This is a genomic window from Pseudoalteromonas sp. A757, assembly GCF_004103285.1.
Taxonomy (GTDB): Bacteria; Pseudomonadota; Gammaproteobacteria; order Enterobacterales; family Alteromonadaceae; genus Pseudoalteromonas; species Pseudoalteromonas galatheae.
The window spans coordinates 670,763-686,514 of the sequence record NZ_QNQN01000074.1 but is presented as its reverse complement, the minus strand read 5'-3'; the positions used below and the strand labels follow the sequence as shown (position 1 = coordinate 686,514).

Sequence of the window (15,752 nt, the reverse complement as noted above, 5' to 3'; positions counted from 1 at the left end):
GTATAACTCAAAAAGCGGAGCTTTGCTCCGCTTTTTATTTTCATTTAGAGAATGAAGCGGCTTAAATCTTCATCCTGAACAAGCATGTCTAAATGCTGTTCAACGTAGGCGGCATCAATCGTCAAGGTATCACCGGCCTTTTCACTAGCATCGAATGAAATCTCTTCCATCAGCTTTTCCATCACAGTGTGAAGGCGACGCGCACCGATGTTTTCAGTTTTCTCGTTGACCTGATATGCAGCTTCAGCCAGTTTGGTGATAGCGTCATTGGTAAAGTCGATAGTAACGTCTTCTGTTTTAAGTAGCGCTTGTTGCTGCTCTGTGAGAGATGCATTTGGCTCAGTTAGAATACGTTTGAAATCACCCGCAGTTAGTGCTTCTAGTTCAACGCGAATAGGTAAACGACCTTGTAGTTCTGGGATTAAATCCGACGGCTTGGCCATTTGGAACGCACCTGACGCGATAAATAGAATGTGGTCGGTTTTTACCATACCGTGTTTAGTGTTAACGGTTGAACCTTCGATAAGTGGTAGTAAGTCGCGTTGTACACCTTCACGGCTAACATCTGGGCCAGAAGATTCTCCGCGCTTACAAATTTTATCGATTTCATCAATAAACACGATACCGTTTTGTTCAACTGACTCAATAGCTTGCTCTTTAAGCTCTTCTGGATTAACAAGCTTTGCAGCTTCTTCTTCAATCAAGAGCTTAAGTGCTTCTTTAATTTTCAGCTTACGGTTCTTTTTCTTGTCACCCGACATGTTTTGGAACATGCTCTGTAGCTGGCTGGTCATTTCTTCCATACCAGGAGGAGACATGATCTCAACATGAGGCGCCGTTTCTGCGATGTCGATCTCAATTTCTTTGTCGTCTAACTGACCTTCACGTAGTTTCTTACGAAATACTTGACGTGTTGACGAATTTTCATTTGGCTGAGACTCACCCCAAGCATCTTTTGCTGGTGGCAAAAGTGCATCTAAAATACGCTCTTCGGCGGCTTCTTCAGCGCGGAATTTGAATTTCTTGGTTTGCTGTTCACGTGTTAGTTTAAAAGAAACTTCGACTAGATCGCGGATGATGGTTTCGACTTCTTTACCAACATAACCCACTTCGGTGAACTTAGTCGCTTCTACTTTGATAAATGGTGCGTTAGCAAGCTTTGCTAGACGGCGGGCAATTTCAGTTTTACCCACACCCGTTGGACCGATCATCAAAATATTCTTTGGTGTAACTTCTGCACGCAGCTCTTCATCAAGCTGCATACGACGCCAACGGTTGCGAAGTGCAATCGCGACGGCTTTTTTGGCTTTGTCCTGACCGATAATGTGTTGATCAAGCTCGTGCACAATCTCTCTTGGAGTCATAGCTGTCATGACGAGTCCTATTACAATTCTTCGATAGTTTGGAAATTATTGGTAAATACGCAGATATCGCCAGCGATCTTCAGGCTCTTTTCCACGATTTCTTTCGCACTTAAGTCGGTATTTTCAAGTAGTGCGGTTGCAGCTGCCTGTGCGAAGTTACCACCACTGCCGATAGCAATAAGGTCATGCTCTGGCTGCACCACATCGCCGTTACCTGTGATGATAAGTGAGGCGGTTTCATCGGCTACCGCAAGTAGGGCTTCAAGCCTTCTTAATGCTCTGTCGGTACGCCAGTCTTTTGCCATTTCTACGGCTGCTTTAGTGAGATGGCCTTGGTGCATCTCAAGCTTTGCTTCAAAGCGTTCAAATAATGTAAATGCATCAGCTGTACCGCCAGCAAAACCTGCCAGTACTTTACCATTGTATAGACGACGTACTTTACGTGCGTTGCCTTTCATAACTGTGTTACCAAGCGAAACTTGGCCATCACCGCCGATAACCACTTTGTCATCGCGACGAACACTAACGATGGTAGTCATAGTAATCCTTATTTGGGCCTGTGCCCGTGTAGCTCTAGATTAGTAGGAAATATGGGTAGACTTATAAAAATCAAGTCCAGCCCCAAATCCCGCAGCCAAATATCCCAACACGCTGCAACTTGTTTTTATCGCTCTCGGCTAAACGTTTGGTATCGTAGGGACCAAGACGGACACGATACCAGACACCGTTACTCCCTTCGGTACGGCGGATCTCCGCGATTAATCCAGCAAACGCAACTTTGGCTTTCATAGCTTCGGCTTGGCTATGGGTTCTAAATGAACCACACTGCATTTGATAGGGACCTTTGCTCTCGATCTCTTTAACTTCGACCTTGATTTCATGATTTTTAATTTCTTCAATAAACTCAGGTGGGCGAGGCTTTGGTTTAATAACCTTTTGCTCGGCAACTGGGTGCGGATTTTTGGCTTGCTCTACTTCTTTAGGATCGGCATTGGTTTTTATAAACCAAAGACCGTAGGCAAACCCACCGATCAGTAGAAATGCAAAAATAGCAGCAATAACAGGAAATTTCGCCGACTTTTCTGGCTTGTCTTTCCCCTTGCCTTTAGGTTTCTTATTGATGTAATCGTGCTGTGCCATAGGTTATTTGATTTTAATAGCTATCCATTGGATCAACATCTATGCTCCAGCGTACTCGATTGGCAGACTCATGCGTAGCGATATAGCGCGCGAGTTGCGAAAGGTAGTCCCGCAGCACAGTGCGTTGTTGTGCGTGTATATGTAATTGATATCTGAACTTTCCAGCTATTCGTTCAAGTGGTGCTGGAATTGGACCCAGCAATTGTATACCAGGATAGGGGGTAGCTGGAACCAAATCCGACAAAAAGCGCAATACTGTATTTATATTTATTGCTTCGGCGCGGATGATAGCTAAGTGTGCGAAGGGGGGAAGCATAGCTTCTTCACGCTCTTGTAAGGCATATCGCGCGAAGTCGCCATAACCATTATTGATTAAATCTTGCAATAATGGATGTTCTGGAAAATGCGTTTGCAATAACACGGTTCCCGCTTCACCGGCGCGTCCGGCTCGTCCAGCAACTTGCGTAATAAGCTGCGCCATTTGCTCGGTTGCTCTAAAGTCGCAAGAGTAAAGTCCTGAGTCCACATCTAAGATAATAACAAGACTGACATCGGCAAAGTGGTGGCCCTTGGCAAGCATTTGAGTGCCGACCAGAATTCGCGCGCCACCTTGATTAATTTCTTCAAGGGCGCTTTCAAGGCTGCCCTTACGGCGCGTAGAATCTCGGTCAATGCGAGTAACGGGAATATCATCGAAGCGTTCGCTTAAAAAGCCTTCGAGTTGTTCTGTACCAAGCCCGGTGGGCATGATTTGGGTGCTGCCGCAATCTGGACACTGTCGCGGTACAAAGTCCTGCTCACCACAATGATGGCATACCAAGCGGTTCATGTTTTTATGGTATGTGGCGCTGGTTGAGCAATGTTTACAGGTATTAAGCCATCCGCATTCGTGACACATCAATGTGGGTGCAAACCCCCGACGATTTAGAAACACCATAACCTGCTTACCGCGAGCGAGTGTTTTTTCCATCCAATGTAAACTCATTGGTGAAAACCCGCCTTGTTCTGGCTGACCTTTCATGTCTACAAGGTGAAATTGGTTATCGTGCTGGGTCTGCGCTCGTTTACTCAATGTGACGAGTTGATATTTGTTGGTAATGGCTTTGTGTAATGTTTCTAATGCCGGTGTTGCTGTTCCCAAAAGCAAGGGGCAGTGTGCCTGATGCGCTCGAAATGCAGCGAGATCTCTGGCGTGATAGCGCAGGCCTTCTTGCTGTTTGAACGAGTTGTCGTGCTCTTCGTCAACGATGATCATGCCGAGATTTTGAAATGGCAAAAAAATGGCCGAGCGAGTACCGATGACCAAAGCGCTCAGACCCTTTTCGGCGCGACGCCAAGTATGTAGGCGTTCGTTATCGGTTAGGTTTGAATGCCATAAATCAATGGGCAGGTTATTAAAGCGTTTTTTGAAGCGGTTGACCGTTTGTGGTGTGAGCCCAATTTCAGGCACCAAGATCAGTGCTTGTTTACCCGCTTTTATTATGTTTTCAAGGCTCTGTAAGTAGACTTCGGTTTTACCACTTCCTGTTACACCTTCGATTAAAAAGGTACGGTAACCGACTTGTGCATTAACGGCGCTACAAATAGTCGCTTGCTGGTCGTTTAGGCGTGGCTTTTCGCCTAGCTGTAATTCGTTTTGCGACCAATCACTATCATGCTCAATAGATTGTGAGATAAGCGCTTTTTCTTCCAATGCTTTAATTGTTTGGCTAGCAAACCCGAGCGCTTTGAGTTCACTTAACTTTATTGCACCACCTTCATATAATTGAGAAAGCAGTGCTTGTTGCTTTTTGGCTCGCAGTGTTGGTAGTTTCTGCCCTTTTTCCGTTAATCTGACGATAGGGATCTGAGTTTTGTCTGGGCTTCCACCATCTCTGAGTACTGCCGGTAGTGCTGTGAATAAGGTATCGCCAATTGGATGACAGTAATACTGGGAGACAAAGTGTAAAAAGCTAAGTTGTGCTTGATTAAAGACAGGATGCTCGTCCAACACCTCAATAATTTGCTTGAGTTTTTCTTTTGGTACATCGGTGTCGTCTTTTTTAGCAAGCGCAATCGCTGTGCAGCGACGGTTGGCAAAATTGACGGTGACTCTCATTCCTGCTTCAACTTGCATGGTTGGTGCTAGCAAATAGTCGAATGTTCGGTGCAGTGGCAGCTTTAAAGCTACTTCAAGAATGAGCATGTATTACAATTCCATAAAGTGAGCGCAGTGACGAAGTATATACCTAAGGCGGTACGAATTGAAAACGTACTCAGAGGCGGTGATAAAAAACTCTGAAATATTGCTTGTAGATTGTTCAGTTAAGCACTAAAATACGCGTCCACATTTTTGTATAACTACGTATGGTGCCAGACTTCGGGTTTGGAGAGCGATACGGCCTTAACTAGAGGTTGCTATGAAAGAAGGTATTCACCCTAATTACGAGACGATCACTGCATCGTGCTCTTGCGGTAACAAGTTCGAAACTCGTTCAACGCTATGTAAAGATATTCACCTAGACGTATGTTCTGCATGTCACCCGTTCTACACTGGTAAGCAGAAGATCCTTGACACAGGTGGCCGAGTAGATCGCTTTAACAAGCGTTTCGGTGCACTTAGCAGCAAGAAGTAATCTTGTTGGTCTAGTCGAAAGAAGCACCTTAGGGTGCTTTTTTTGTGCCTGTTTGAAAATACTTTCCCGATTTATACATCCTATTCTGCGTCAACAGACAGATTGTCAGTCTTCCCGTCTCATTGTGCCTTTTATTCTTCTAAAATAAAAAACTTGCCAGTTTGGCAGCAAAACTTTACTGATCTCTTGAGTAGAGTAAAAACTCTATTTAGTAGATAAATACTGAACATTTACGAACTTAAGTTGTGAAAATAATCAAAGCTCATATAGTAAATAGTATCAGGTATGAGCACCCCATATAAAATAAAGTCACTATATTGCGATTAAAAGTAGGTATCTTGACGTTAAAATTAATTAAGTTGTTATTTTCTTATAGTTTTTATAATTGGTGTACATTTGTGCTAATTTTCTACATTTCGAGTTCGTTTTAGGGTTTTATTTTTTAAGTTTTAGCCATTTTATTTGTGAAATATTTCTTAAAATTGAGCTTATCTTCTCGGAAAAGTATAGAAAATACCGTGCTAGTGGATAGACCTGATTTTACTTGAATAATGAGTAAAACTCGGTATTGTGTGAATACGGTCGATTAACTATATGTCCTATTGACATACCACGACAGCAAAGCACATAGGCTTGTTGAGTGGTTGAATGTCGTCGCTCATATAGTTAATCGCACTGTGTGTTGCTCTAACCTGCCTGATAGGTTGCCAACATTCAGAATGCGAACGTTTACCACACTCTCACATTAACTTCGTAGGAAAATATCGCGCCATGACAGATTTTCGTCAACAAGCTCTAGATTATCACGAGAAGCCCGTTCCAGGTAAAATCAGTGTTGAACTTACTAAACCTGCCGAGACCGTAAAAGACTTAGCACTTGCATACAGCCCTGGTGTTGCAGAGCCAGTACGTGAAATCGCGGCTGATCCGGCGAATGCATACCGTTACACGGGTAAAGGAAATATGGTTGCGGTGATCAGTAATGGTACGGCGATTCTTGGCTTGGGTAACTTAGGTCCTTTGGCGTCAAAGCCTGTCATGGAAGGTAAGGCGCTATTATTTAAGCGTTTTGCGGGCCTTGATTCAATCGATATTGAAGTTAAGCACAATACCACCGAAGACTTCATCAATACGGTGGCAAATATCGCAGACACGTTTGGCGGTATTAACCTTGAAGATATTAAAGCGCCAGAGTGCTTTGAGATTGAGCGCGCGCTAATCGAGCGTTGTGACGTTCCTGTATTCCATGATGATCAGCACGGGACTGCAATTGTAACCGCTGCGGGTATGCTGAATGCGTTGGAAATCCAAGGTAAAGATATTCACGATGCGATTATTGTGTGTCTTGGCGCGGGTGCAGCCGCTATTGCTTGTATGGAATTATTGATCAAGTGCGGCGCTCAACGTGAGCACATCTACATGCTGGACAGAAAAGGCGTGATCCACACTCGCCGTGATGACCTAAATGAATACAAAGAGCTGTTTGCAAACAACACGGATAAGCGTACGTTACAAGACGTGATTGCAGATGCGGACGTATTTGTTGGTGTTTCTGGCCCAGATTTACTTTCTGCTGAAGATCTAAAGTTAATGGCTGACAAGCCTGTGGTATTTGCTTGTTCTAACCCAGATCCAGAGATCAGCCCTGAAGTTGCACACGGTGCACGTAATGATTTGATCATGGCGACTGGTCGCTCGGACTATCCAAACCAAGTAAATAACGTGCTGTGTTTCCCGTTTATCTTCCGTGGTGCGCTTGATGTACGTGCAACTGCTATCAATGACGAGATGAAGATTGCAGCGGTTGAAGCAATTAGAACGATTGCTAAAGAGCCTGTGCCTGCTGAAGTGTTAAAAGCGGCTGACGTGGATAGCCTTGAGTTTGGTTCTGAGTATATTATTCCAAAACCAATGGACCCACGTTTGTTACCTCGTATTGCAAAAGCGGTAGCGGCAGCTGCAATTGAATCAGGCGTGGCACAAATCGACATGCCAGCTGGATATATGGAATAATACCAATGGTATTATCCAAATGAAAAAAGCCTCGGTCGAGGCTTTTTTTGTGTCTGTATTCCAGCGCGAAAGAGTTTTTATCACTCTTCGTTTATTTCTGGGATCTCCAAGCCTCGTTCTTCCATTATTTGTCTTACTTCTAACGGAATACGCTCTGGATTATCTTTTCTCAAGTCTTCATCGCTCGGCAGTGGCTGACCTGTGAAGGCATGTAGAAACGCCTCACATAAAAGCTCACTGTTCGTGGCATGACGTAAGTTATTCACTTGGCGACGTGTACGCTCATCAGTTAGCACTTTGAGTACATTCAGAGGTATGCTCACCGTGATCTTTTTTACTTGCTCTGCTTTCTTACCGTGTTCTGCATATGGGTGAATATACTCACCGTTCCATTTTGCCATAATTGTGTACTTGCCTCAGTTACATCAATGCCAATATGACTGGGTTCTGGTCTACATTATTCACCAACCGCATGAATATAGGGATAACTTTACGAATTAAAGATAAATCCTAAACCCAAATAGATGAATAAACTAATCCGCCATAGCGAGATAGAAGAATCTCTGCCATAGTTTTCAATAACTCAGTCGTATTAGCAACGCCTAGAGTGGCGAAATTTTATCGGTTTAAAAAAGATAGTCAAATACTAGTTATTTAGCCATTTAGCGGTATAAATGTTTTGACTTCTAGTTTCTGTTGCTCTAACCTTTTAGACGTCTAAACATCCAACTATCTAGGTGACCTTATGAGTCAAGTTAACAAATCGACGGTTGCAGTGCGTCACGGTATAGAAGCTGATAAAGCACATGGAGCAGTAGTACCACCGCTTTACCTTTCTACCACCTATTCTTTTGCCGATTTTGATACCAAACGCGACTACGATTATGGCCGCAGTGGTAACTTTAATCGTGATGTGCTGGCACAGGCACTTACCGAACTTGAAGGCGGTGCTCGTGGCATTATTACCGCGACTGGCATGGCTGCCGTTCACCTAGTAACGCAACTGCTTAACCATGACGATACGCTGGTTATTCCACATGACTGTTATGGTGGTAGCTATCGCTTGTTTACATCGCTTGCAAAGCGTGGATTGCTCAAATTAGCCGTCTTGGATCTTACGCAACCAGAAAGTCTTGCACAGCTGCAGCAGATCAAACCTAAATTAGTTTGGATTGAAACACCCAGTAACCCCATATTAAGGCTCACGGATATAGAAGCTGTCGTAAACGCAGCGCGCTCCATAGGGGCTTTGGTTGCCGCTGACAACACCTTCTTGTCTCCTGCATTACAAAACCCTATTGCTTTTGGCGTGGATGTCGTCGTGCATTCAACCACTAAATATATCAATGGTCATTCTGATGTCGTGGGGGGCGCGGTGATCGCGCGTACACAGGAGTTGGGTGATGAGTTAGCTTGGTGGGCGAATAATATCGGTATTACAGGTGCACCTTTTGATAGTTACCTTACTCTACGTGGACTGCGCACCTTAAACGTGCGTTTACGCCAGCATCAAGAAAATGCTCAGCTGATTGCGGAGTATTTAGAAAAGTCGCCGTATGTTAGCCAAGTTTATTACCCTGGCCTTGAATCGCATCCTCAACACGAACTTGCGAAAAAACAACAGCTCGGCTTTGGTGGTATGGTGAGCTTTGATATCAAAGGCGATCTGCAAACATCAGCGAAGTTCTTAACGTCTCTAACGCACTTTTCATTGGCTGAATCTTTAGGTGGGGTTGAGAGTCTAATTTGCCATCCAGCGACGATGACACACGCAGGAATGGAGCCGCAAGCACGTTTAGAAGCGGGAGTGGGCGATACGTTAATTCGTATTTCTGTGGGCATTGAAGATGCACAGGATCTCATTGCAGATCTGGAGTCAGGATTTGCATGTATTGATGAAAGTCAGGCGAGTGATGATGCTAAGTCATTCAAATTAACGCCTGCGCATACAGTAGCGTTGTGGTGAGTAAATGGCAAAAGTAGTACATAAGTTTGGTGGTTCGAGTTTAAGCTCGCCAGAGCGTTATCAGGCGGTTGCCAAGATAGTGTTAGAGCAATGTCAGCTAGGTGACAGTGTTGTGGTTTCTGCTGCAGGAAAAACAACGAATACCCTAGTGAAATTATGGCAAAGCTTTGAGCAGCAAGATGTTCGCGCATTCAACGATGTTTTATTACAAGTTGAAAATCATCAACGTGAATTAATTGATGCCTTGTTTGTAGGTGAACAACACAGTGTGTTACTCAAACAGCTTGTCAATGAGCTGCAAGCAATCGCTTCAGGGCGAGAAGAACAACAGCTTCACTACGCGAGTTTACTTGCACATGGAGAGCTATGGTCGGCTCGTATATTAGCAAACTACCTAAGCTCTCAGGGTGTTGAAGCCAAAGCTATCGACGCTCGTACGTTATTTGTACAACAAGAGGGAGTGTTACTCCACGCCCATAACAAAGAAGCGTGCTATCGCGCTATTGATGATCACGCTATCTATATCGTTACCGGTTTTATTGCTGCAAATGCACAAGGGGAAACGGTGACTTTAGGCCGGAATGGCAGTGACTATAGCGCAACTTTGTTGGCAAGTTATCTTGATGCGGCTCAAGTATCAATTTGGACGGATACAACTGGTGTATTCAGCACTGATCCACGTAAAGTCGCCAATGCCATAAAATACACTAAGGTATGCCGTGGCCAAGCTGAATTACTCGCACGATTAGGTAATCCGGTATTACATGCAAAAACGCTGTCTCCACTTAAAGATACCGATATAAAACTACAAGTTCGTAGCAGCTTTGATGCCGATGCACTTGGCACTGAGATAGTAAAGGCAGGCTATAGCAAAGAGAAGCGCTTTATTACCACTTTTGGACAACTTGACCTGTTACGCGTCGAGCAGCTAAAAAGTGGTGAAGTAAAACAGCTAAGCCAGCTTATCCAGCATAGCATTCATCATTTTGTTAAAGGTGGAGAGGCACACTTACTGGTGCCATCTGAGTTTAGCCATGTTGTGATCAAAGCGCTGGATTCGCGAGCCAATATTATTGAGTCGCAAGTACAAGGCTTTGCTATTGTTGCCCCAAGTCAGGATGTTGCTGGGTTACATCAGCAGGCTCTGGAGCTATTGGATGAACATGCGATTGTCACCCGTTTTGTACTGCAAGAGCGTCATTACAGCTTAGTGTTAACCGATCAAGCAATTGATAGTGATCTACTTGCTATATTGCATGAGCGTTTGGTCAATAAAGGCAGAGAGCTTGCTGTGATTGTGGCGGGTGTTGGCAATGTGGGTGAAGTGTTTATCGAACAATGCAAAAACCAAGTCGCTAAGCTGAGTGAGCACTTTGATCTTAAGTTGGTTGGCTTACTGCGTTCTAAGCAAATGTTGTTCTGTCCAAGCGGGTTGAATTTAGCATCATGGCAACAGCAGTGGCAAAATGAGGCTATTGAATACAATGAAGCAGAGCTATTCACTCGTATTAAAGAGCTAGATTACGAGCATAAAGTGGTGGTCGATATTACTGCGAGCGAGCGCTTCAGCGAGTTGTATCCACAGTTTGTTGAACATGACTGCCATTTGATCAGCGCCAATAAATATGCCGGCACGGCACAACAAGGTTGGTACTCAAAGCTGCGTCAGCAGTTACAAGAGCGTAACCTGTTATGGCGTTACAACACCAGTGTTGGCGCAGGTCTTCCCATTAACTTTGCATTGGCTGATCTGCAAAATAGTGGTGATGAAGTAGTGAGAATTGAAGGCGTCTTTTCCGGCACTTTATCTTGGCTTTGTAGTCGCTATGATGGTTCTGAAGCATTTTCTGAGCTAGTGCTTGGGGCGCAAGAACTTGGTTTTACTGAGCCTGATCCGAGAGAAGATCTATCTGGCCGAGATATGCAGCGTAAGCTTTTGATCTTAGCACGAGAGTTAGGCATTGAACTTGAGCTTGACGATATTGAATTAGAGGCATTAATGCCTGAGTCCTTGAGTGTGGGTACATGGCAAACGTTTTTAGAAAATCGCCAGCAACTCGATGACTTTTATGCGACACACTATGCAAAGGCCACTGCGAATGACGCTGCGCTTCGATATACAGGTGCGCTTGAAATTGCAAGCAATGGCAAAGTGTCTGCAAAAGTAGGCATTGCACAGGTACCAAACGGCTCGGCAATCGCGAACTTAACACCGGGTGATAATATTTTTGTGATCCACACTAAATGGTATGAACAAAATCCACTGGTGATCCAAGGCCCAGGAGCAGGTAAAGAAGTGACAGCGGCGGGAATACATTCTGATTTATTCTGGCTAACGCAAAATCTAAAATAGCTCTATTAAGAAAATAAATATAATACAACTGGTATAAGACAAAAATGCCGATACATCTGTATCGGCATTTCTATTTTAGAATAACTCTTCGTGAGTCGGTAGCGGCGCGGTATCGTCAAACGGTGTGCTGCTATCCGTATCTAATACGTATTTGGTCGGGGCTGTACCTTGCTCGAAATACTCAAACCGAGATGTGTAGTCGTTCTTACGAGACAAAAGTCCTGTCTTTAAGTCAATCCGAGTTGAAATAAGCCCTGGAGGCGGCTCTATCGGGGCCAAAGGCTGATCTTTAAGTGCCTCACGCATAAAGTCTATCCAAGCAGGTTGTGCTGAAATTGCCCCGGCTTCTGCGCCAACAAGTTGATTATCACCAAGGTTAGCGTTGTAGGCCGCACGACCCAAGGATTTACTCGCATCGTCAAAGCCAACCCAAACTGTGGTGAGGACGTTGCGGTTAAAGCCCGTAAACCAAGTATCTACAGAGTCGTTGGTGGTACCCGTTTTTCCAGCAAGGTCACGACGTTTTAACCATTGACCACGCCAGCCTGTGCCGCTCCAGCCCGTGTCGTGTTTCCAGCTACCGCCACCCCAGATAGCACTGTGAAGTGCATCGGCAATCAGAAATGCGTTTTGCTCCGAAATCACTTGCGGTGCACAGCGCTCAGGTTGTTCTTCCAGCTGCTGCTCGTCGCAGACTAATAACGGCTCTGCCGAACCCAGCTCGGTACCAAATGAGTCGGTAATTCTATCGATAAAGTACGGCTCAATGAGGTGACCGCCATTGGCAAAAGTGGCCATGCCGCGTGCCATTTCAAGAGGAGTTAATGCGGCACTACCGAGTGCTAATGATTCACTACGGTTAATATCTGCGTCTTGGAAACCAAATTTAAGCAAATGATCAGCGGCCTTATTTATGCCAACGCCTTTGATCAAACGAACCGATACCACGTTTTTCGATTGTGCGAGCGCTCGGCGAATACGGATTGGGCCGTTATACACTTCAGGGCTATTCTTCGGACGCCAAGCCACGCCAACGCTTCTGTCCCAATGATTAATCGGGGCATCATTAAGAATGGTGGCTAGGGTATAGCCATTTTCTAATGCGGATGAATAAATAAAGGGTTTGATGTTTGAACCCACCTGACGCTTAGCTTGGGTAGCACGATTGTATTGACTAAGCTCAAAACTGTAGCCACCCACAATCGCCTTTACACGCCCATCCTGCGGGTCAAGTGAGACGAGGGCACTGGATGCCTGCGGCAACTGACTTAACATCCAACCGTCGTCTTGTTTACGGATAAACACTTGCATACCTGGCGCGAGGATATCTGCGGTTGTTTTTGGTGGTAAGCTTTGACGCGTCTCACTGATGTATTGTCTGGCCCAACTTAAGCCTGACCATTCCAATGTAATTTGTTCACCGGTTTTTAAAAGTAGGTCAGCGGTTTTTTCTGTAATGCTTAGCACGACAGCGGCTTTTAACGGTCCAATTTCATTGACCTTTTTAAGGCGAGTAATAATGCCTTCATGGCTTAGCGGCGATTCCGTTTCAGCATGCCAATAGGTTTCTTCTGCGCCTCTAAAGCCGTGACGCATATCGTAGGCATGTAAATTATCAACTAATGCATGCTGAGCAGCCTGTTGCATGTCAGATTCCACACTAGTGTAAACTTTCATGCCTGAGTTATAAGCTTTATCAGTACCGTAGCGTTCGACCATATAGGCACGAACCATTTCGGAAATATAAGGTGCATACAGCTCGATTTCGGCACCATGGAATTTAGCTGTGATGGGAGCTTGAGTTGCCTCATCATATTCTGCGCGGGTAATATACTTTTCTGCAAGCATTCGTCCGAGCACAACATTACGGCGCAGCTGTGCGCGCTCAGGATTACGAATTGGGTTCAGCGCAGAGGGCGCTTTTGGCAGACCTGCAATCATTGCCATTTCTGCTAAAGTTAATTCTGACAGTGAGCGACCGTAGTAGACTTGTGCTGCGGCACCGATACCAAAGGCGCGATTACCCAGTTCAATTTTGTTTAAGTAAAGTTCAAAGATTTCATCTTTCGTTAATAGCTGCTCTATGTGCAGTGCAATAAAGATTTCTTTTACTTTACGAATATAGGCTTTCTCTCTTGTTAAGAAAAAGTTTCTGGCAAGTTGCATGGTGAGCGTACTCGCTCCCTGCTTTTTTTGCCCTGTAGTGATGAGCACTAAAGCGGAGCGGACGATACCTATCGGGTCTACACCGAAATGATCATAAAAACGGTTATCTTCTGTTGCTAAGAATGCCTTTCGCATGGGAAGTGGAACATCCTGCAAACGTACAGGGATCCTGCGCTTTTCACCAAACTGGTTGATGAGTTTCCCGTCTCGTGTAAAGACTTGCATGGGTGTTTGTAGCTGAACATCTTTCAAAACCTCTACACTTGGTATGTCAGATTTGACATAATAATAAAGACTGATAAGTGTCAACACGCCTAAGAGGGTACAAACAAAAACGAATTGTAAAAATCTTTTCAATAATTTCACGGAATTATCCCTAGTTAGACTCCCAATTACAGGTAGACACTGCTAGTATATCTTGATTAAAAAACGATTAATATTTTTGTGTGCTAAATTTTTATGGTACACAGTCTTAAAAGGAAACGGGCGCTTCACATGCTGAGCCAACTACTAAAAAAACAAGCACCTCTGATGATAGGGATCGATATCGGTTCTCATTGTGTCAAAGCGGTGCTGCTGTCGAAGACAAGTTCCAGCTACCGTGTAGAAGCCGTTGCGATTGAGCCTATTCCGAAAGGAGCTGTAAATGAAAGGGCCATTCAAGACATTGAAGCGATCGGCAACGCGATAACTAAAATGAAGCGGCGCATTCCAAAGCTCACGCAATATGCAGCAGTTGCCGTATCCGGTCAGACCGTGATTACAAAAGTGATCTTTATGGATGTGTCATTAACTGATGCTGAACTCGAGTCTCAGATAGCTATTGAAGCAGATAGCCTTATCCCTTACCCATTAGATGAAGTTAGCCTAGATTTTGAAAAAATTGGAGTAAATGAAGCTGATCCATCAAAAATGAATGTACTGCTCTCAGCGGCTCGCACCGAGAGTGTGCAGGCTCGAGTAGGTGCATTGGAAGAAGCTGGCTTCAAAGCGAAAGTTGTCGATGTAGAGAACTATGCACTGAGTAGAGCCATGGACGTTATTTATCCTGAGCTACCCAACGATGCCTTCGATAAAATCGTAGCAATGATAGATATTGGTGCAGTGCTTACGCTGATAAGCGTTATTCAATCTGGGAAAGCGATTTACACCCGTGATCAAGTCTTTGGTGGTGAGCAATATACCAATAGTATCGTTGCTTATTACAACAAAACTTACGACGAAGCGGAACTGGCTAAAACGACGGGTGATTTGCCGCCAAACTATACCTTTGAAGTCTTGGCTCCTTTCCAAACTTCTATGCTGCAGCAAATTCGCCGAGCGGTGCAAATGTTTATGACGACCAGTGGTAAAGATCATATTGACTACATTGTGTTGACGGGTGGAACAGCTTTAGTTGATGGCTTAGATAAACTGCTCATTGATGAGCTTGGGATCCATACAATAGTGGCCGATCCGTTTGCTGACATGGAGATTGCACCAAAGGTGGATAGGCATGTGCTGCAAAAACATAAAGCGCAGTTCGCCTTAGCTACAGGCTTGGCATTAAGGAGCTTCTCATCATGCCACATATAAATTTGCTTCCTTGGCGCGAGCAGCAAAGGCAAGCGTCGCAACAAATCTTTTTGACTATCATTGCGGTTATCATCGCGGCCTGCCTATTGATAATGTACATACTTGGTAGTTTTTATGACGGCTTAAAAACCGGACAAGAAATTAAAAATCGCTATCTCGAAAGTGAGATCTCTCAACTAGATTCCCGGATAATCGCGATTAACGACCTTAATAAGCAAAAAGAAAATTTACAACGTCGGATCCGGCTCATAGAAGAATTACAACTAAATCGTAGCCTCGGTACACAAATTATCGATGAAATAGCGCGAGTGGTTCCGGCTGGAGTTTACCTCACTAGTCTTGAACGAAAAGACAATATGATCAAAGTCATTGGCCGAAGTGAATCAAACAACCGCTTATCGCAGATGTTACGACAAGTTGAATCTTCTTACTTATTAGAGCGACCAGTGATCCAAGGCATAGTTGCCGGTGAGCAAAGCTCAAAATTACTGAGTGATTTTACGATGCATTTTTATGTTAAGTCTCATGAAGACATCCACTTAGCCGATAAAGCGAAATAG

General features: G+C 44.4%; 12 protein-coding genes. 6 read left to right on the top strand and 6 right to left on the bottom strand.

Annotation, left to right across the window (positions count from 1 at the left end; all coding sequences use genetic code 11):
- Positions 1-44: 44 nt before the first annotated feature.
- The 4 genes from hslU to priA all read right to left on the bottom strand — a co-directional run bounded on the left by hslU (position 45) and on the right by priA (position 4,689).
- Positions 45-1,373 carry an HslU--HslV peptidase ATPase subunit gene (hslU, locus tag DRB05_RS22515; protein ID WP_128728890.1) on the bottom strand — a complete coding sequence of 443 codons (1,329 nt, stop codon included), beginning with the start codon at positions 1,371-1,373 and terminating at the stop codon, positions 45-47.
- A gap of 11 nt (positions 1,374-1,384) precedes the next feature.
- A complete protein-coding gene (gene hslV, locus DRB05_RS22510) occupies positions 1,385-1,903 on the bottom strand; it encodes an ATP-dependent protease subunit HslV (RefSeq protein ID WP_010368932.1) in 519 nt (172 codons plus the stop codon).
- A gap of 70 nt (positions 1,904-1,973) precedes the next feature.
- A complete protein-coding gene (locus DRB05_RS22505; protein ID WP_017217264.1) occupies positions 1,974-2,504 on the bottom strand; it encodes an SPOR domain-containing protein in 531 nt (176 codons plus the stop codon).
- Positions 2,505-2,517: 13 nt separating this feature from the next.
- Positions 2,518-4,689, bottom strand: a complete 2,172-nt coding sequence (gene priA / locus DRB05_RS22500) for a primosomal protein N' (protein ID WP_128728889.1) — start codon at positions 4,687-4,689, stop codon at positions 2,518-2,520.
- Positions 4,690-4,903: 214 nt separating this feature from the next.
- On the opposite strand from priA, the gene rpmE reads away from it, so the two are divergent.
- A complete protein-coding gene (gene rpmE / locus DRB05_RS22495) occupies positions 4,904-5,119 on the top strand; it encodes a 50S ribosomal protein L31 (RefSeq protein WP_010607053.1) in 216 nt (71 codons plus the stop codon).
- Positions 5,120-5,890: 771 nt separating this feature from the next.
- Positions 5,891-7,132, top strand: coding sequence for a malic enzyme-like NAD(P)-binding protein (locus tag DRB05_RS22490; RefSeq protein ID WP_128728888.1), 1,242 nt, complete (start codon positions 5,891-5,893; stop codon positions 7,130-7,132).
- 80 nt (positions 7,133-7,212) lie between these two features.
- Here DRB05_RS22490 and metJ read toward each other — a convergent pair whose 3' ends face one another.
- Positions 7,213-7,533 (bottom strand): met regulon transcriptional regulator MetJ, encoded by a 321-nt coding sequence (metJ, locus tag DRB05_RS22485; RefSeq protein WP_010368921.1) that lies wholly within the window; start codon positions 7,531-7,533, stop codon positions 7,213-7,215.
- Between the two features lie 344 nt (positions 7,534-7,877).
- Here metJ and metB point away from each other — a divergent pair, with 344 nt between their 5' ends.
- Positions 7,878-9,098 carry a cystathionine gamma-synthase gene (gene metB / locus DRB05_RS22480; RefSeq protein WP_128728887.1) on the top strand — a complete coding sequence of 407 codons (1,221 nt, stop codon included), beginning with the start codon at positions 7,878-7,880 and terminating at the stop codon, positions 9,096-9,098.
- Positions 9,099-9,102: 4 nt separating this feature from the next.
- A complete protein-coding gene (gene metL / locus DRB05_RS22475) occupies positions 9,103-11,451 on the top strand; it encodes a bifunctional aspartate kinase/homoserine dehydrogenase II (protein WP_128728886.1) in 2,349 nt (782 codons plus the stop codon).
- A gap of 75 nt (positions 11,452-11,526) precedes the next feature.
- On the opposite strand, the gene DRB05_RS22470 is transcribed toward metL, so the two are convergent.
- A complete protein-coding gene (locus DRB05_RS22470; RefSeq protein WP_128728885.1) occupies positions 11,527-13,983 on the bottom strand; it encodes a PBP1A family penicillin-binding protein in 2,457 nt (818 codons plus the stop codon).
- Between the two features lie 129 nt (positions 13,984-14,112).
- Here DRB05_RS22470 and DRB05_RS22465 point away from each other — a divergent pair, with 129 nt between their 5' ends.
- Positions 14,113-15,192, top strand: a complete 1,080-nt coding sequence (locus DRB05_RS22465) for a pilus assembly protein PilM (RefSeq protein WP_128728884.1) — start codon at positions 14,113-14,115, stop codon at positions 15,190-15,192.
- Entirely contained in the window at positions 15,180-15,752 is a 573-nt protein-coding gene (locus DRB05_RS22460; RefSeq protein WP_128728883.1) for a PilN domain-containing protein, read from the top strand. Before DRB05_RS22465 ends, DRB05_RS22460 begins: the two co-directional genes overlap by 13 nt.

Coding starts and splice junctions, on each gene's coding strand:
- hslU (WP_128728890.1), bottom strand. CDS start 1,373: ATGACAGCTATGACTCCAAGAGAGATTGTGCACGAGCTTGATCAACAC.
- hslV (WP_010368932.1), bottom strand. CDS start 1,903: ATGACTACCATCGTTAGTGTTCGTCGCGATGACAAAGTGGTTATCGGC.
- DRB05_RS22505 (WP_017217264.1), bottom strand. CDS start 2,504: ATGGCACAGCACGATTACATCAATAAGAAACCTAAAGGCAAGGGGAAA.
- priA (WP_128728889.1), bottom strand. CDS start 4,689: ATGCTCATTCTTGAAGTAGCTTTAAAGCTGCCACTGCACCGAACATTC.
- rpmE (WP_010607053.1), top strand. CDS start 4,904: ATGAAAGAAGGTATTCACCCTAATTACGAGACGATCACTGCATCGTGC.
- DRB05_RS22490 (WP_128728888.1), top strand. CDS start 5,891: ATGACAGATTTTCGTCAACAAGCTCTAGATTATCACGAGAAGCCCGTT.
- metJ (WP_010368921.1), bottom strand. CDS start 7,533: ATGGCAAAATGGAACGGTGAGTATATTCACCCATATGCAGAACACGGT.
- metB (WP_128728887.1), top strand. CDS start 7,878: ATGAGTCAAGTTAACAAATCGACGGTTGCAGTGCGTCACGGTATAGAA.
- metL (WP_128728886.1), top strand. CDS start 9,103: ATGGCAAAAGTAGTACATAAGTTTGGTGGTTCGAGTTTAAGCTCGCCA.
- DRB05_RS22465 (WP_128728884.1), top strand. CDS start 14,113: ATGCTGAGCCAACTACTAAAAAAACAAGCACCTCTGATGATAGGGATC.
- DRB05_RS22460 (WP_128728883.1), top strand. CDS start 15,180: ATGCCACATATAAATTTGCTTCCTTGGCGCGAGCAGCAAAGGCAAGCG.